At 65.8% G+C, this 16,362-nt stretch carries 16 protein-coding genes, 3 pseudogenes and 1 riboswitch; of the genes and pseudogenes, 15 read left to right on the top strand and 4 right to left on the bottom strand.

What is annotated here, in order from left to right; all coding sequences use genetic code 11:
* The first annotated feature begins 99 nt into the window (after positions 1 to 99).
* The 6 genes and pseudogenes from ACF3NH_RS21570 to ACF3NH_RS21545 all read left to right on the top strand — a co-directional run bounded on the left by ACF3NH_RS21570 (position 100) and on the right by ACF3NH_RS21545 (position 3,454).
* Entirely contained in the window at positions 100 to 1,029 is a 930-nt protein-coding gene (locus ACF3NH_RS21570; protein ID WP_422925877.1) for a cation diffusion facilitator family transporter, read from the top strand.
* Positions 1,030 to 1,114: 85 nt separating this feature from the next.
* Positions 1,115 to 1,331, top strand: a riboswitch (cobalamin riboswitch).
* 37 nt (positions 1,332 to 1,368) lie between these two features.
* Complete coding sequence (locus ACF3NH_RS21565) at positions 1,369 to 1,557, top strand: CbtB domain-containing protein (RefSeq protein ID WP_422925875.1); 189 nt, start codon at positions 1,369 to 1,371, stop codon at positions 1,555 to 1,557.
* Between the two features lie 8 nt (positions 1,558 to 1,565).
* Positions 1,566 to 2,282 carry a CbtA family protein gene (locus ACF3NH_RS21560; RefSeq protein WP_422925873.1) on the top strand — a complete coding sequence of 239 codons (717 nt, stop codon included), beginning with the start codon at positions 1,566 to 1,568 and terminating at the stop codon, positions 2,280 to 2,282.
* A gap of 60 nt (positions 2,283 to 2,342) precedes the next feature.
* Positions 2,343 to 2,690 (top strand): P-type ATPase, encoded by a 348-nt coding sequence (locus ACF3NH_RS21555; protein WP_422925871.1) that lies wholly within the window; start codon positions 2,343 to 2,345, stop codon positions 2,688 to 2,690.
* A pseudogene (locus ACF3NH_RS21550) lies at positions 2,581 to 2,814 on the top strand (heavy metal translocating P-type ATPase); the annotation flags it as partial. The gene ACF3NH_RS21555 and the pseudogene ACF3NH_RS21550, both read left to right, overlap by 110 nt.
* A gap of 91 nt (positions 2,815 to 2,905) precedes the next feature.
* The gene (locus tag ACF3NH_RS21545) at positions 2,906 to 3,454 is read left to right on the top strand and encodes an HAD-IC family P-type ATPase (RefSeq protein WP_422925869.1); all 549 of its coding nucleotides are present in this window, start codon (positions 2,906 to 2,908) and stop codon (positions 3,452 to 3,454) included.
* A gap of 280 nt (positions 3,455 to 3,734) precedes the next feature.
* On the opposite strand, the gene ACF3NH_RS21540 is transcribed toward ACF3NH_RS21545, so the two are convergent.
* Positions 3,735 to 4,811, bottom strand: coding sequence for an IS5 family transposase (locus ACF3NH_RS21540; protein WP_422922157.1), 1,077 nt, complete (start codon positions 4,809 to 4,811; stop codon positions 3,735 to 3,737).
* Positions 4,812 to 5,053: 242 nt separating this feature from the next.
* Here ACF3NH_RS21540 and ACF3NH_RS21535 point away from each other — a divergent pair, with 242 nt between their 5' ends.
* The 3 genes and pseudogenes from ACF3NH_RS21535 to ACF3NH_RS21525 form a co-directional block, all read left to right on the top strand.
* A complete protein-coding gene (locus tag ACF3NH_RS21535; RefSeq protein WP_422925867.1) occupies positions 5,054 to 6,373 on the top strand; it encodes an Nramp family divalent metal transporter in 1,320 nt (439 codons plus the stop codon).
* Positions 6,374 to 6,802: 429 nt separating this feature from the next.
* Positions 6,803 to 8,035 (top strand): acyltransferase family protein, encoded by a 1,233-nt coding sequence (locus ACF3NH_RS21530; RefSeq protein ID WP_422925865.1) that lies wholly within the window; start codon positions 6,803 to 6,805, stop codon positions 8,033 to 8,035.
* 31 nt (positions 8,036 to 8,066) lie between these two features.
* Positions 8,067 to 8,647, top strand: a pseudogene (locus ACF3NH_RS21525) (transposase); the annotation flags it as partial.
* Between the two features lie 3 nt (positions 8,648 to 8,650).
* Here the strand turns inward: ACF3NH_RS21525 and ACF3NH_RS21520 are convergent.
* The gene (locus tag ACF3NH_RS21520; protein ID WP_422925863.1) at positions 8,651 to 9,073 is read right to left on the bottom strand and encodes a MerR family transcriptional regulator; all 423 of its coding nucleotides are present in this window, start codon (positions 9,071 to 9,073) and stop codon (positions 8,651 to 8,653) included.
* Between the two features lie 175 nt (positions 9,074 to 9,248).
* Between ACF3NH_RS21520 and ACF3NH_RS21515 the strand changes: the two genes are divergently transcribed.
* The 6 genes from ACF3NH_RS21515 (at position 9,249) to ACF3NH_RS21490 (ending at position 14,901) form a co-directional block, all read left to right on the top strand.
* The gene (locus tag ACF3NH_RS21515; RefSeq protein WP_422925861.1) at positions 9,249 to 11,777 is read left to right on the top strand and encodes a heavy metal translocating P-type ATPase; all 2,529 of its coding nucleotides are present in this window, start codon (positions 9,249 to 9,251) and stop codon (positions 11,775 to 11,777) included.
* Positions 11,774 to 12,292: a signal peptidase II gene (gene lspA / locus ACF3NH_RS21510; protein WP_422925859.1), complete on the top strand. Its 519-nt coding sequence runs from the start codon at positions 11,774 to 11,776 to the stop codon at positions 12,290 to 12,292. The genes ACF3NH_RS21515 and lspA overlap by 4 nt, the downstream gene beginning before the upstream one ends.
* Positions 12,293 to 12,596: 304 nt before the next feature.
* Entirely contained in the window at positions 12,597 to 13,250 is a 654-nt protein-coding gene (locus tag ACF3NH_RS21505) for an SCO family protein (protein WP_422925857.1), read from the top strand.
* Positions 13,247 to 13,714, top strand: a complete 468-nt coding sequence (locus ACF3NH_RS21500) for a copper chaperone PCu(A)C (RefSeq protein ID WP_422925855.1) — start codon at positions 13,247 to 13,249, stop codon at positions 13,712 to 13,714. The genes ACF3NH_RS21505 and ACF3NH_RS21500 overlap by 4 nt, the downstream gene beginning before the upstream one ends.
* An 84-nt stretch (positions 13,715 to 13,798) precedes the next feature.
* Positions 13,799 to 14,260 carry a disulfide bond formation protein B gene (locus tag ACF3NH_RS21495; protein ID WP_422925853.1) on the top strand — a complete coding sequence of 154 codons (462 nt, stop codon included), beginning with the start codon at positions 13,799 to 13,801 and terminating at the stop codon, positions 14,258 to 14,260.
* The gene (locus ACF3NH_RS21490) at positions 14,257 to 14,901 is read left to right on the top strand and encodes a DsbA family protein (protein WP_422925851.1); all 645 of its coding nucleotides are present in this window, start codon (positions 14,257 to 14,259) and stop codon (positions 14,899 to 14,901) included. The genes ACF3NH_RS21495 and ACF3NH_RS21490 overlap by 4 nt, the downstream gene beginning before the upstream one ends.
* Positions 14,902 to 15,238: 337 nt before the next feature.
* On the opposite strand, the pseudogene ACF3NH_RS21485 reads toward ACF3NH_RS21490, so the two are convergent.
* A pseudogene (locus tag ACF3NH_RS21485) lies at positions 15,239 to 15,525 on the bottom strand (ISL3 family transposase); the annotation flags it as partial.
* 360 nt (positions 15,526 to 15,885) lie between these two features.
* Positions 15,886 to 16,362 carry a hypothetical protein gene (locus tag ACF3NH_RS21480; protein WP_422925849.1) on the bottom strand — a complete coding sequence of 159 codons (477 nt, stop codon included), beginning with the start codon at positions 16,360 to 16,362 and terminating at the stop codon, positions 15,886 to 15,888.

Below are 16,362 nucleotides of genomic sequence, written 5' to 3'. Positions count from 1 at the left end.
TTAGAGGCTGGCGCCATTCTTCAGGGCTGGAACCTCCCATGGCTGGAGGTGCGAACCACCGCGCAGGTGGACTACGACAGGTCACCGATGGAGGTTCAGATGGGGCAGGTTCATGACCACGGTGCAGGAAATGCCAATTCCGCCGCGCTCGCCACGGCCTTGGGGCTGACGGGCACCTTTCTACTTGCCGAGATCATGGGCGCCTACGTCTTCAACAGTCTGGCTCTGCTGTCCGACGCGGCGCACATGCTGACCGACACGCTGGCCCTCGCGGTGGCCCTGGTTGCGATCCGAGTCGGCCGTCGCCCCGCCGATAGGCGGCGCACCTGGGGCTACCACCGCTTCGAGATCCTGGCGGCTGCGTTTAATGCCTCGCTGCTGTTCCTTGTCGCCCTGTACATCCTCTACGAGGCGTACCAGCGCTTCCGCGAGCCTGCCGAGGTGGGCAGCCTGGGCATGCTCGCGGTCGCCGTCCTTGGCTTGCTGGTGAACTGGATCGCCATGCGCCTTCTGGCCGGGGGCAGCGAAAGCAGCCTCAACGTCAAGGGCGCCTACCTGGAGGTCTGGAGCGACTTCCTCGGCTCCGTCGCGGTCATTGTCGGCGCCCTGGTCATCTGGGCCACCGGCTGGACCTGGGTGGACCCGGTGCTCGGCGTCGGCATCGCCTTCTGGGTGCTGCCGCGGACCTGGACCCTGCTGTCGGAGGCCGTCGACGTCCTGCTGGAGAGCGTGCCCCGCGGCATCGATCTGGATGCCGTCGAGGAGGCCGTGCGCGGGACGGCCGGGGTGCGCGACATCCACGACCTCCATGTCTGGGCGTTGACCAGCGGCAAGGTCGCGCTGTCGGCGCACGTCGTGGTCGACGCCTCGCTGTCCTGGGAGGACAGGCTGGAAGACGTGCTGGGTGCCATGCTCAGGGAAAGGTTCGGCATCACGCACGTGACCGTCCAGGCCGAGTTGGCGGGCGCGCACGGCGGGGTCACCGAGGACAGGTGGGGCGAGCCGGACCAGGGGCACGCCCACGGTTGAGAGGGCGTCCCTCCGTTCCGTCATTCATCGGCGAGTTTAACCAGCGGTAGGCTGGCACTCGCTTGCCCAATGCGCGTGCTTAAAGATACGCTGCCCCGGCACCGGTCTCGCGCAAGCGGGATAAAAGGGAACGCCGTGCGGCTCTCACCAGGCCAAGTCGGCGGCTACCCCCGTAACTGTGGACGGGTCGCCGATGCTTCGTCTGCCCCCAGGCAGGTCACTGGTGCCGGTTGGCACCGGGAAGGCAGGAATGTTGGCAAAGACCCGTGAGCCAGGAGACCTGCCGGTGCATGGTCAACCTTCTTGGTCGGCGCGGGGTGCGCCGACGGGGACAATGTCATGCACGTTCAATCCACCAGTTCGGCAGCGCCATCGGCAACAACGTCCAGCGCAGGTCGCGTCGTCGCCAGCATCGTCACCTTGGCTTTCGGGGCCTTCCTCGTCTGGGGCGTCGGCTTCGCCCACAACGACCTCCTGCACAACGCGGCACACGACACGCGCCACTCCAACGGCTTTCCTTGTCACTGAGGCGCGAGATGTTGTCCCACATCAGGCAGCTGTTCGCTGTCGCGCTCATCGCTGGCGCCTTGGCCGGGACCGTCGCGACGGTCGGCCACCAGTTGAGGACGGTACCCATAATCCTGGCCGCCGAGGCCTACGAGCAGGCGCCGGAAGCCAGTTCCACTCCATGGAAGGAACACTCGGTTCCTGAAAGCGGCGCGCAGCACCATAAGGCGGAAGCCTGGTCGCCAGAGGACGGCGTTGAACGCACCGTCTACACGCTTGCGGCCGATCTGCTGACGAGCATCGGATACGGGCTGATGTTGGTGGCGATCCTGTCTCTCGTGAAGACCGGCATCGACTGGAAGCAGGGACTGCTGTGGGGTCTAGCGGGCTTCGTCGTCTTCAGCGTGGCGCCGTCCATGGGATTGCCGCCGAAGCTGCCCGGCACGCCGGTTGCCGATCTGACGGACAGGCAGACCTGGTGGGTGGCAACGGCCGCGCTCACTGGCGTGGGTCTAGGTCTGATTCGGTTCGGGAAGAACCCGGTCCTGGCCGTGCTGGGGGTGTTCAGTCTGGTTCTGCCGCACCTCTACGGAGCGCCTGCTGCCCCTACGGAGATCTCTGCGGTACCGGAGGAGCTGACACGCCAATTCGTGGCGGCAGCCATGGTGGTGAGCCTGTTGTCCTGGGCCGCGCTAGGAGCGGCGGTCGGCTCGCTGCACAGCCGCCTCATCCAGCGGCGGGGATGAAGCCAAAGCTCGCCTGGGTCTGCTCAGGAGCTTGAACTCCGCAAGGGCTGGGGCAGACCTGTGCGGGCCACGGACAACACCATCGCCCGCATTATCCGCATGGTGGAGGAGGCCTCGGCCTCCCGCGCGCCCACCCAGCGCTTCATCGAGCGGTTCTCGACCTACTGGACCCCGGGCGCGATGGTGGTCTCCGCCCTGGTCATCCTGGTGCCGCCCTTCCTGCTGGGCTGGGACTGGTGGACGAGCATCTACCGCGGCCTTCGACAAAACCGGCACGCTGACGGCGGGCCGCCCGAAGATGACCGACGTGCTCCCGGCGCCGGGGACGCCGGCCTGGGATCTGCTGGCCTACGCCGCGGCCGTGGAGCAGGGATCCTCGCACCCGCTGGCCAAGGCTGTCATGGCTGAAGTCGGGGCGCGTGGCATCGCGACACCACCGGCCTCGGACCAGGCCGCCGTGCCGGGCAAGGCTGTCACCGCCACGGTAGGCGGCCGGAAGGTCAGCGTCGGCAGCCCGCGCCACGCGGCGAAGGCAGGCGCCCAGGTGGGCGGCCTCGCCGAGCAGTTCACCGAGCTGGAGAGCGAGGGGAAAGACGGCCGTCGTTGTGGTCGTGGACGGCAGGGTGGCAGGTGTCCTGGCACTGCGCGACGAGCCGCGGACGGAAGCCGCCGCGGGCGTGGCCACACTTTCGAAGCTGGGCGTCCGCTCAGTGATGCTGACCGGCGACAACGCCCGGACCGGTGCCGCCATCGCCAGTGGCCTGGGGCTCGACGTGAAGGCCGAACTCCTGCCCGAGGACAAGCTGCGCGAGATCGGCGCGCTGCGTTCGTCCGGCTCGGTGGTCATGGTGGGCGACGGCATCAACGACGCCCCGGCGCTCGCGGCCGCGTCCGTCGGTGTCGCCATGGGCGTCGGCACCGACGTCGCGCTGGAGACGGCCGATGCGGCCGTGCTCAAGGCCCGCGTCTTCGGTGTCGCGGAACTCGTCGGCCTATCGCGTTCCACCATGAACAACGTGAAGGCGAACGTGGCCATCGCCGTCGGCCTGAAGGCGGTGTTCCTGGTGACGACGCTGATCGGCCTCTGGCCCGCGATCATGGCGGACACCGGCGCGACGGTGCTGGTCACCTTGAACGCCCTGCGCCTGCTCGCCTGGAAGCCTACGGTGTAACCCCGGTGCCTGGAACCCGGGTGCTGGATGCGCGCAGGCGAGTGCCGCCTCGAGCAACCTGAGCCCGGGAGCCGTGCACGTCCCATCGTCACCATCATGGCGGCACTACGCAGCGGGCGACCTCATGACCCGAGCGCAGGTGGATACCTCCAGAAACCCTGCGGCTTCGGCGGATGATGTTGGTTTGAGGCTGCCGGTGCTTCAGGGATGCGGATGCGCGTGCCCATCTGGTGGACGGAGCCGCTCAGTCGATGGCGGCGGCTTGCCTACTTGCGTGCCGCTACGACGTCGCGGGCTTGCTGCTGAGCCAGACGAACCGCTTGAGGTTATAGGCGAGATTGGCGAGGCCGATCTTCACCCGTGCCCTGGCGATGCCGATGGTGCGCACGACCAGCGCCATCGGCCCCTTCTGCCGGGCAAAGACGTGTTCGACCGCGGAGCGCACGGCCGACTTGCGGGCATTGGCCCGTCGCGTCCTTGCCGCCATCGGCCGCCCCGGGGGCTTCTTGCGGTGGATGCGCGAGACCATGCCACGCTCAGCCAGCCAGGCCTCGTTCTTCGCTGAGCGATAGGCGGTATCGGCCCAGACATCGCTGGCGGTGTTGCCGGCATCGACCACCTCCGCCAGCCGCGCCCCGTCATGGGCGGCCGCATGGCTCGCGGTCCAGCCGCGGATCAGGCCGTGCCGGCGATCGATCGCGACGTGGTTCTTGTACCCGAAGGCCGGAACCGCGAGATCGACCTGCGGGGTGCCATCCTCGCGCGGCCTGGCCTTGGAGAACTTCACCGTCCAGCGCGCGTCGCGGTCCTTCTGGCGCAGCTTCGCAGGCATCTCCGCCCAGCCCTCAGGGATCTTGCCCGCCTTGATCGCCGCCCGCTCGGCCTCGGTGTTGCGCTGCTTCGGTGCGGCGACGATGGTCGCATCCACGATCTGCCCGCCCATCGCCAGGTAACCCGCGGCACGCAGCGTGGCGTCGAACCGCGCGAACAGCCGCTCCACCGCGCCGGCCCGCTTCAGCGCCTCGCGGAACGCCCAGATCGTGTTGGCGTCCGGCACCGGGTCGGCCAGCGCGAGGCCGAGGAAGCGCATGAAGGACAGGCGGTCCTTGATGAGGTACTCGCAGCGCTCGTCGGACAACCCGTGCATCGCCTGCAGCAGCAGGATCTTGAACATCAGCACGTGATCGAAGGCGGGGCGGCCACCCTTCGTGCCGTCCGCGCGCGGCACGGCCTGCTCCAGCTCGGCGCGGAACATCGTGAAATCAACCAGCGCGACGATCCGCTCGAGGTCATCGCCCTTGGCCGACAGCTCCCGCAAACGCTCCTCCACATCGAAGAACCCAGGCTGCCGAACCATCGCCTTCCCTCGCGCTGATCCGCGTCAGTGAATCAGCCGAACGGCATCAAGGCGAGGGGTTTCTGGAGGCGTCCAGGTGGGTCAGGCGCCGCTCCGGACCTTCAGGTGAACCATCCGCGACTGCGCCGACATCGCGATTATTACGCTTGCGATGCTTTTCCTAGAGATTGTAGCATCTGCTACAATCCGGACCGCTTGCTAGGCTCGGCGGCAGGTGAACACCCATCAGTCAGGCAGGGCCCATGACGGTTCCCTTAACCCCATCCAGACCTGAAAGCCTCCCTGAGGTCCACCGGACCGTTAGAGTGCCGAGCGCCGGAGGGTTCCTGCGCAAGCTGCTGGCGTTCGTGGGGCCGGGCTACCTGGTTGCCGTCGGCTACATGGATCCGGGCAACTGGGCGACCGCCTTGGCTGGCGGCTCGGCCTTCGGGTACACGCTGCTCTCGATCGCCCTGCTCTCGTCCCTTATGGCGATCCTCCTGCAGGCCCTCTGCGCACGGGTCGGGATCGCGACAGGGCGTGACCTGGCGCAGCTGTGCCGGGAGCGCTTTCCAAAGCCGGTGGCCTATCCGCTGTGGCTCCTGGCCGAGCTGGCGATCTGCGCCACGGACCTCGCGGAACTCATCGGCACGGCCATTGCCCTGCAGTTGCTGTTCGGCATCCCGCTGATCCTGGGTGTGGTGCTTACGGCCTTCGACGCCTTCCTGATCCTGTGGCTCCAGAACAAGGGAATTCGCTGGCTGGAAGCCCTAATCTTCGGCTTCATCGCTCTGATCTTCGGCTGCTTCGCCATCCAGATCGCGTTGGCGGACCCGGATTGGAGCAACGTGCTGCGCGGCTACATCCCGGCCGCTTCGATCGTCATGAACGAGACCCAGCTCTACATCGCCATGGGCATCCTTGGCGCCACTGTCATGCCGCACAACCTCTACCTGCACACGGCATTAGTGCAGTCGCGGGATTATGGCAGGGATCTGGACGGCAAGCGGGAGGCCATCCGCTTCTCCAGCATCGACAGCACACTGGCGCTCAGCCTGGCGCTGCTGGTCAACTCGGCCATCCTGATCACCGCCTCGGCGGTCTTCAATACGGCGGGACGGACGGAGGTGGCCGAGATCCAGGAAGCCTACCAGCTGCTCTCGCCGCTGGTGGGAACCGGCGCGGCGGCAACGCTGTTCGCGGTCGCGCTGCTGCTGTGCGGCATCAACGCCACCGTCACGGCGACCCTGTCCGGGCAGATCGTGATGGAGGGCTTCCTTCGCTTCCGACTTCCGCCGGTGCTGCGCCGCCTCATCACCCGCCTGGTGGCCATCATACCGGCCATCCTGGTCACCTGGTTCTACGGCACGAGCGGTACGGCGCAGCTTCTGATCCTGAGCCAAGTGATCCTGTCGCTCCAGCTGCCCTTCGCCGTCGTGCCGCTGATGCTGTTCGCCGGGGACAAGACCCGTCTCGGCTCCCTCACGGCGCCCCGTTGGCAACTGGCACTCGGATGGGCCAGCGCGGCGCTCATCATCGGACTAAACGTGAAGGTCATCATTGACCTCATCCTCCAGGGATGAGGGCGTGCCGCCTGAACACGGCTCTCATCGTGGAACGTGTCCGGGATGATTACTCTGCACAATGCTTGATCGATCGGCTTGGCCAGACCGTCCGGAGCATCCTCCGCCTGTGCATCGACCCCTTAATCCGTGAACGGAGCTTGTTGTGAAGCTAAATGCAAGAAGAGTACGTGCGGCTGGCGCATATAGGATGCGGCCGATTAACCTCCTGCCGACCCTCAAAAATCTCGTGTGACATCTTCATCCATAGCCTGGATATGCGTCGGTATGATGACGCCTTTGATCGCATATCCATTCAAGGGCCATAACCTCGCCTATCAGTGATGGACAGCAGGTGCTCCAGACATAATTTGTAAAACCGTAACAGCCGCTAGCCGGTCAATCTGGAGCGTGTGCTTAGTCACAGCCATTTGCCGGGAGCATCTCAGCGTGAACACCGACGGACCCTCTGCTGCCATACGCAGCTTCCCCGTCAGCCAAGCAGGACCTGCTGGCACTAAGCGGTGGGACTTCCTGGATCAGCTTCGGGCCATCCTGATGCTGGTTGGCATCCCCTACCATGTAGGCCTCGTCTATGCGACGCATGCAGTGTGGATCGTCGAGTCACCAGAGAAGTCGCAGCTGGTCACCTGGGCAATCCAGTTCAGCCATACTTTCCGCATGCCCGTGTTCTTTCTTATCGCGGGCTTCTTCGCTCTGCTCATGGTTCGCAGGCGCGGCGTGGAGCCATGGCTGGCCGGTCGAGCACGGCGCCTCGGCATTCCGTTGCTGACGTCACTGATCCTTGTCAGCCCGCTGATGGTGCTCGCAAGTGGGGTGGCCACTGGAGGGGTGAGCAATGCCATTCCCGCTCTGCTGGCGGAGATGAGCAGCCCCAGCGCCGCCTGGACCGTTCATCTTTGGTTCCTCCTCTATCTACTCATCTATTGTGTCCTCTTCGCCGCGCTTTGGCAGTTGGGCAGCCGTTGGCGTCTGGGCGCCTTTATCGGCCGAGCCCAGGACCGGCTGGAGCAGGATCCGAGGCTGGGTTGGCTCGGTCTGACGGCACTGGGCTTGGTGGTCCTTGCCAGTGCCGTGGTAACTGCGAAGCTGGAGGTTGCCTATCTGATGGGCGGCATCTTTGTGGCGGGCCAGTTCGTCGCCGATGGCCTGATGTTTTTGGTCGGCGCCCTGCTAGCTTCCCGCCCAACATGGTTTGAAGCCTTCACACGCCCACGCTTGCCGGTCTGGGCGCTTGCTTTTGTTACATCCATCATTATGGCCGTGTTCCAGGACGATGAGAGTAATTTGAGTCGCGTCATCACCTACTTCCTGATGCCAGTGGTAGGCGTGTTGTTCGCGCATCTGCTGCTATCGGCTGCTCGGTTGTGGCTCGATCGTCGGACATGGCTCTCTGCGGCCATGGTCGACGCGGCGATGACCATGTACCTGGTTCACGTCCCCTTTGTCCTCTGGCTCTGCATCGGCTTCCTGGCAGTGGAATGGCCTGCTGAAGCGGAGTTTTTGGTGATTACCGTCCTCTCGGCGGCCGCCTCCTATGGCTTCTACTGCCTGGTAATCCGTCACCCGACCCTGGAACTTCTCTTCAACGGCCACGCCGCTTCAGGACATTCCAAGATACCAAGGTCTATCAAGGCGGGGCCGAGTACCCCTCGCGCTTGAGAGCTCAGCCTTCGGAAGGAATTTTTGCTGCCGGCGGCTGGGCAGGTGGCATGCCGCCAGGGTTTGAATGCGCCTGCATCGGATTTTGTTGGAGCGGCTCAGGATGCCGGAGCCTAGGACTGACTCCGGGCGGCACTCGACAGCGCCAGCCTGTCCGCGAAAAAGGGGGTGCGGAGGTCGGCCTGAACTCGACGGCCGCGGCAGGCCAGGCACGAAGCGGCATTTTGTCACGGACGCCTGCGGCACACCGCTCAGCGTGGTGCTGAGCGCGCCAACTGCAACAACTGCCTGCTGCTGGCTACTACTCTTGATGCCGTGCCGAGCGTGCGCGCCCGCCACCGAGACCGCCCGCGTTGCCGACCCGCCAAGCTGCATGCCGTGTAAAGGCTATGATCACCGCCGCTGCCGTCAGGAGTGCCGGGCGTGCGGCTTCGAGAACAGCGCCCGCCTGGGCCACCATCGCTGGGTCATCGAAAGGTCCTTCGTCTAACTGAATCGCTTCCGGCGCCTGGCCGTCCGCTGCGAATGCTGCGCCGACCTGCACACCTCGTCCTGACGATACTCGCCTACGCCATCATCTGCCTGCGGCAGATCTGCCGGTTTTGTCCTTAGCTTTTAGCCGTGCTCGGAGGCGGCGCAGTGTCCATGCGTGAAGTCGGACAAGGTCTCGATGATGCGGCATTCCCCGACATGGCCCCCCTCGCAGCCGCGGGCCATGCGTGCCAGTTCGCTCCGGAGGGCTTGCAGGCGCCGCAGTCGCGCGTCGATCTCCGCGATCTGCGCCGTGGCGATTGCATGCGCCGCCGAGCAGTCGTCCCAGGGTCGGTCCGCGAGTTCGAGGAGAGAGCGGATGTGGGCCATCGAGAAGCCAAGCTCGCGGGAGTGGCGGATGAAGCCCAGCCGCCGAACATGGGCGTCCCCGTAGCTCCGGTGGCCACCTCCAGTCCGACCGGGAGGAGGCAGCCACCCCTCGGCCTCGTACCATCGGATTGTTGTCGGCTTGACCCCCGTAAGCCGGGATAGGTCGCCGATGCTCATGTGCCGCATAGCGCTTTCCATATCGGATCAGATGGTGCGCGGCAGCTCTGATCCATAGCCCTGGCTCCGCTGGCCCACAGTTGATCTCTGGAAAACCCAGCCTCCAGACAATTGCCCCTTGAACCTCCAGTGGCTGGAAGTCGTATCTAGAGGGCCGTCAGCAGGAGTCGGAGCGATGGACGGCAGCGGGAGCGAACGCGGAAAGAGGCAGGTGACCTGGCGCGTGAATGGCATGGACTGCGCCTCCTGTGTCGCCAAGGTCGAGAAGGCGGTCTCCTGCCTGCCAGGCGTCAGCGAGGTCAACGTGAACCTGATGGCCGAGCGGCTCGGAGCAACCCTGGCGCCCGGCGGCACCGCTCCCGAGGCGGTCGAAAAGCAGGTCGCGGCGCTGGGCTTCAAGGTCACCCGGCTGGACGTCATAGAGGAGGCCACACCCGCCGCGTGGCATGTGGAGGGCATGGACTGCGCCTCCTGCGTCGCGAAGGTGGAGACCGCGATGAAGCGCCTGCCCGGTGTCTCCGACGTCGCGGTGAACCTGATGGCCGAGCGGCTGACTCTTCGCCTGGAGCCCGGCCAGACGGACGCGGCCGCCATCCAACGGTCGCTCTCCGCCTTGGGTTACATGGCCCGACCCTTGCCAGTGAATGAGCGGCAGGCCGGTGCCGCCTCGTCCCCGCCGTCGCACCATCATGACCACGGTGCCTGCAGCGGACATAACCCTGCTGACCATGGCCATGACCAGCATCCTGCGGCCACCTCCCATGAGGGGCATAGTCACGGCGGCGCCTTCGGACATTCCCACGCCGACCATGAGGATCCGGCCGACGCCGCAAAGCCGTGGTACGCGACTGGCAAAGCGCGTCTCGTTTGGCTGCTCGGAGCGCTAGTCCTCGGCGCCTACGCCCTCTCCCTCGTCGTAGCGGATCGGTGGGCCTACCCGCTTTTCCTTGCCGCCACGGCCGTTGCAATCATTCCTTTCGGACGCCGAGCCTTTGCCCTAGCGCGTGCGGGCTCCCCTTTCTCCATCGAGACCCTGATGGTCACCGCCGCTCTCGGCGCCGCCGTCATCGGTGCGGCTGAGGAGGCGGCGGTGGTCGTGCTTCTTTTCGCTGTCGGGGAGTTGCTGGAGAACGTGGCGGCCGGGCGTGCCCGGGCAGGTATCAAGGCCCTGGCCAATCTGATGCCGCGTGCGGCGCTCCGCCTGCGAGCCGACGGCTCGACTGAGTCGGTGCCGTCTGCCTCGCTGACGGTCGGCGACCTTGTCCTTGTCCGCCCCGGCGACCGGGTGCCCTGCGACGGCACCATCGAGGAGGGCCAGTCTGCCCTGGACGAGAGCCCCGTCACCGGCGAGAGCGTACCGGTCTCCCGCGGCCCCGGCGAGGCCGTCGTCGCGGGCTCCATCAACGCTGACGGGGTGCTGCGGGTGCGGGTCTCCCGCGCCGCCTCCGACAACACCATCGCCCGCATTATCCGCATGGTGGAGGAGGCGACCGCCTCGCGTGCGCCGACCCAGCGCTTCATCGAGCGCTTCTCGACCTGGTGGACACCGGGCGCGATGGTCGTCTCCCTTCTGGTCATCCTCGTGCCGCCCTTCCTACTGGGTTGGGACTGGTGGACGAGCATCTATCGCGGCCTGGCGGTGTTGCTGATCGCCTGCCCCTGTGCACTGGTGATCTCGGTTCCCGCCGCCATGGCTTCGGGGCTTTCAGCGGGCGCCCGCCGCGGGCTGCTCATCAAGGGTGGCGCGGCGCTCGAGACGATCGGCGCCGCCAGGACGGTCGCCTTCGACAAGACCGGAACGCTCACCGAGGGCCAGCCCAAGGTCACCGACGTTCTGCCCGCGCCAGGCATTTCCGAGGACCAAGTCCTGGCCCTCGCTGCGGGCGCTGAGCAAGGCTCTTCCCACCCACTGGCCAAGGCCGTGATGGCCGGGGCTGCGGCGCGCAGCATCGCGACGCCCGAAGCCTTCGGCCAGAGCGCCGTTCCGGGGCGCGCGGTCACCGCGATGGTCGGTGGTCGCAAAATCAGCGTCGGCAGCCCGCGGTACGCGGCGGAGGCTGGGGCGACGCTCGGCGCACTGTCCGAGGCCATCACCCGACTTGAGGAAGAGGGCAAGACGGCTGTGGTGGTCCTCGCCGATGGCGCGCTCGCAGGCGTTTTGGCGCTCCGGGACGAGCCGCGCGCGGATGCCGCCTCCGGAGTGTCCGCCCTGTCGAGACTGGGTATCCGTTCGGTGATGCTCACCGGCGACAATGCCCGCACTGGCGCGGCGATCGCACGGCACCTTGGGCTCGACGTGAAGGCAGAACTCTTGCCGGACGACAAGCTACGTGAGATCGCGGCCCTCCGCGCCTCCGGCCCGGTAGTCATGGTGGGCGACGGCATCAACGACGCCCCGGCACTGGCGGCCGCCTCGGTCGGTGTAGCCATGGGCGGCGGGACGGATGTGGCCCTGGAGGCGGCCGATGCCGCCGTCCTCAAGGATCGGACGACGGGAGTCGCCGAGCTCGTCAGCCTGTCGCGCTCCACCATGACGAACGTGAAGACCAACGTCGCGATCGCGGTCGGCCTCAAAGGCGTGTTTCTTGTGACCACCCTGCTCGGCGTCACCGGTCTCTGGCCGGCCATCATGGCCGACACGGGAGCCACAGTGCTGGTGACGCTGAACGCGCTGCGGCTCCTGGCGTGGAAGCCTGCAGAATGAGTGGGCTCCCCGGTGCCTGCCGCCCCGCCCTGATTTTCGGATTGCCCGTCGCGGGGGTGGCCCTGCTTCTGGACCAAGTGTCCAAAGCCTGGGCGCTTGCTGCCCTCTGGCCGCCTCACCTGCCGTATCCGGTCACGCCATTTTTCAACCTGCGGCTTGGGTTCAACACTGGGGTCAGCTTCGGGATGTTCGCGGGCGGTTCCGCGGCATCGGCCTGGGTGCTGAGCGCGGTGTGCACAGCCGTCGCAGCAGGGCTGCTCGTCTGGATGTGGCGCAGCCGCTCGCGACGAGAGGCAGCCGGGCTCGGGCTAGTGACCGGCGGCGCCCTCGGCAACATCGTGGACCGGATCCGGCAGGGCGCTGTGACGGACTTCCTGGACTTCCACGTGGCGGGCTACCACTGGCCCACCTTCAACATCGCCGATACCGCCATCTTCGTTGGCGTCGCGTTGGTACTCCTGGTTGGCAGGAGGGGCGCACGGGCGCCCGCGCCCGCCTCAGCGACTCACTCTTGAGGCTTGGCCACCATGGACCCGCTCCTCCAGATGTCGGGCCTCCTGACCGCCTTCCTGGTGGGGAGGGTCTTCTTCCTTTTGCCCTGCGTGCTGCCGCGATTCGGAAGCATCGGATGAGGAATAAGAATGACGCTCCACCCTCTGACCCGGTCCCTTTCACCTCCGCCCCTTACGGGTTGCTATGGGCTGTGCTCAACCTGGCTGCGGCTCGGAAGGCCTATGAGCGCGCAAGCAACCCGAGCAGTGGCCGTTTAACTGTCGGCTCGCTGTTGCACTCCGAAATCACAGGCAAAAGGACACCGCTATGGATCGACGAACTCTGCTGCTAACCCTTGGCATCGGTATCCCGGCCAGTGCCGTTCTCGGTTGGGGAGTTTCAGAGTTGATGCTGCGGACGATGCAAGGCTCTGCACCAGAGCGCACCAGCACGATGCAACAGCCAATCGGCTCACCTTTCGCCTTGACCGATCATACCGGCCGCCGCGTCACGGACGCTTCGTTCGCGGGCACCGTGCGCTTGGTGTTCTTCGGTTTCACGCACTGCCCGGACATCTGCCCGACCGGTCTCGGCTACATGGCAGAGGTGATGGACGGGCTGGGCGACGAGGCAGTGAAGGTGCGCCCCCTGTTCATCAGCGTCGACTCAGGTCGCGACACGCCGGAGCTCTTGGCGAGTTACGTGACGAACTTCCACCCGGCGCTGATTGGCCTGACCGGTACGGAAGCGGAGGTCGCGCAGGTCGCTAAGGCATTCCGTACCCATTACAGCAAGGTTCCAACTGGGGGCGACGCCTACGTGATGGAGCACTCGGCCTCCATCTACTTGCTCGGACCCGAGGGAACGCTGCATGGATTCCTGGATACCCACGAGCCCGTCGCCACAGCGATTTCCAAGGTCCGGCTGGCATTGAAGGACACGGGCGGAAAGGTCAGTCAGTTGGAAAAATCCTCGTCATGAGGCGTCACTTTTTTCTGGGCGCCATGTCCTTGATCCTGGCACGCCGCAGCAAGGCGCAAGGCCGGCCTAGCTTGGCTGCGGAGCGGGCATGGTCCCGGCCCGCACTGGCACGGATTGGCACCGCTGTCGTTTACCTGACCTTGCGCAATGAGGGGGCCGCACCATTGCGTGTCGTGGGTGGCAGCACCCCCGTCGCCGAAAGTGTCGAGATCCATGAGAGCCTAGTCGAGAACAACGTGGCGCGAATGCACCCGCGGGCGGAGGGCATTGTCGTCCCACCTGACGGCACCGTCCGCTTCGAGCCAAACGGCCTGCATCTGATGCTGATGAAGCCCTATGCCGATCTCAAGGCTGGAGAGAGTTTCAGCCTGACGCTGCGATTCGACAACGGCGAGGCCCTCACAGTGCCAGTCACTGTCGGCGTACGAGAGCCTAAGGCTGAACATGGCGGCATGCACCACTAGGCAAAGGGACACGGAACATGCCGTCTTGTCTGGCCGTCAGTTTCTCAGCCCATGCTTTGACGGCTTTTACATGGAGGCAAAGACATGACGACCGATGGTATCACCCCGCAACGTGCCAGCGAGTCGGGCACGGCACCTTGGTCCGCGCTCTTCGTCGCTTGGGTGGTGGCGCTTGTCGCCAGCCTAGGTGCGCTGTTCATCGGTGAAGTCATGGGCCAAGTTCCCTGTTCGCTATGCTGGCATCAACGCGCCTTCATGTTCCCCCTCGCCGTCTTATTGGCCGTGGCATGCTACCGCTCCGACGCGTCCGTCTGGCGATACGCCGCGCCGCTGGCCGCCATCGGCTGGCTAATCTCGGGATGGCACACACTGCTCTTCTATGGCGTCGTGTCAGAGGCTATCCAACCTTGCAGCGCTTCCGGGCCGTCCTGCTCCGGTGAGGGCATGATGCTGGGGTTCGCACCCTTGCCATTGCTTTCTCTGGTGGCCTTCACCGTCATCCTCGGATTGTTGTTCAGCGTGGCCCAAGGAAGGCACAAGGTATGAATCGGCGCGCTTTGACCATTGGTACCGGCGCCCTGGCGGCTGCCCTCTTCGGTGCCGGTGCTTGGCTCTATCCGCAGGGCAAACTGGCCGGTCCGGCGGCCCGAGGGCAGGACGACATCTACGTCCGGCCGCACTCGCCAGTGATCGGTAAGGCCGATGCGCGCGTCACCATCGTCGAGTTCTTCGATCCATCCTGCGAGGCGTGCCGCGCCTTCCACCCGATCCTCGGGCAAATCCTGGCTCGCCACCCGGAGGACGTTCGGTTGGTGCTGCGTTACGCACTTTTCCACGAAGGTTCGGATGAGGCAGCCCGGATCCTAGAGGCGGCCCGGCTCCAGGGACGCTTCGAGGCCGTACTCCATGCCTTGTTCGAGAGGCAGCCCGAGTGGGCCATTCATGGCGCACCCAATCTGAAGAACGCCTGGAGGATCGCGGGCATCGCAGGCCTGGATCTCAACCGTGCCCAACAGGATGCGCAGCGGCCGCAGATCGACCGCGTGCTCCAGGCCGATACGGCCGACCTCCAGACCTTGCAGGTTCGCCAGACGCCAACGTTCTTTGTGAACACGCGCCCGCTGCTCTCCTTTGGACCGCGGCAGCTTTACGAACTCATCTTAACCGAAATGAACACGGCCAGATAAAGGATGAAGGGTCAGCCAAGGTATCCAGCAGAGAGGCTGAGTGATCTCGGCTGACCCTCCCACTCCACTGTGTTGGTGGCGCAAGTGACGCCGAGGCTGCCCATCAATCAACCGCTCTAGCCTCAACTCGATCTCGTCCTCCCTCAATGGGCACATGTCAGCAATGGCCGGTGACTTCCAGTCAGGTCTTGTGATGCCTCCCCGGCTGGCTGATACACGCCTTGTAGGCTGCAGACTGCCTCAGGATCGTTGATCTGCAGGGTAGCGGTGATCTGACATAGCATCGATCCGAGATGGCCCTCCCCCGTGTTGGTGGTTCTCCCGCACTTTGCGTGGATCAGGCAGCGATGAGGACGCGGCGACGGAGCAGCGCGAAGCTGACGCGGCCATACATGTTGCCTTTTCGGTCGACTGATCTGCCCTTCTGCTTGCGTGTTGCTCCAGGAGGGCGTCGGCGCCGCCCGAGCCACTGCCCTGCCCGCATGCGTCAAGTCGGCCGCGAAGGTCTCCAGGAGCCATCTGTCGAATTTGCCGGCAGCATTCGCAGGCCACTCACTATCGAAACCGCAGGCGCGGATCAGCATCGTGAACCCACGCCAAATCGGCGACCCGTGCTGCTTTGGGGAGCTTGGCGCTCGGCGCCCCGGCAGATTCAGTGCGCTTACGTCACGCTTGTAGGGCCCGACTGATGAGCCTGCTCGGTGGCCGGTCTCGCGGCCGTGGGTTGCTCACAGGGCTGCGTCCAACCTGCGATGGTCCGGGCAAAGCGTCGCGCCTGCGCGTTGCTGCCGAGGCCCGGAAAGCGGCGCCGCAGCTCAACCGCTGCTAGCCATTCACCGCCTGTCTCGAGGGCCAAACGGATAGCAGCAGCGTCGCTCTCGGTGACCAGGAACATGGCCGCAGCTTGCTACCAGCCCGCCGCGCGGGACAAGTCCTTCTTGTTGGTTGCGCCAGACCCGGACTGTGTCCCGACGTCCGGAGCGGCTAACGCGCCGGTGGTTCCTGGCCGGGCTGCCACAGCGGCATCTGGCACCAGGCCCGCCCCTGCTGCGGCGGCTGGTCGATGCAGGCCTGGTACGCCGCCTCGAGATCATTGGCCCTGAGCACCGCGACCGTGCTGCGCGACATCGGCCCCAGATCGGTCTCCACTGGCATGTTCCATCCGGCAGCAAAACCCACCAGCAGCGCCAGCAGCGGCACGGCGCCGTACAACACCTTGCGGGTCAGGCTAAGCTCGAGCGCCGCCCGACGCAGGCCGTCGCGCACTTCGCGCACCGCCGCGTTGGCTGCCTGCCGGGCGGCCTCCTGGCCGATGCGGTCCATCTCCTCCCGCAGCCGGTCCTGGGCCCGCGCCGAGCTGGTCAGCAGCAGCCGCAGCGGCTCCTCCGGCTCCATGCCCATCCGCGCGCAGGCCTGCTCGACCTCGGCCGCCAGGCTGCTGCGGTTCGGCTGCGGCTCCAC

The sequence above is a fragment of the Pseudoroseomonas sp. WGS1072 genome (assembly GCF_049340465.1).
GTDB lineage: Bacteria > Pseudomonadota > Alphaproteobacteria > Acetobacterales > Acetobacteraceae > Pseudoroseomonas.
Note: the sequence above shows the minus strand (reverse complement) of the source record. Positions and strands in the feature narration are given on the sequence as shown.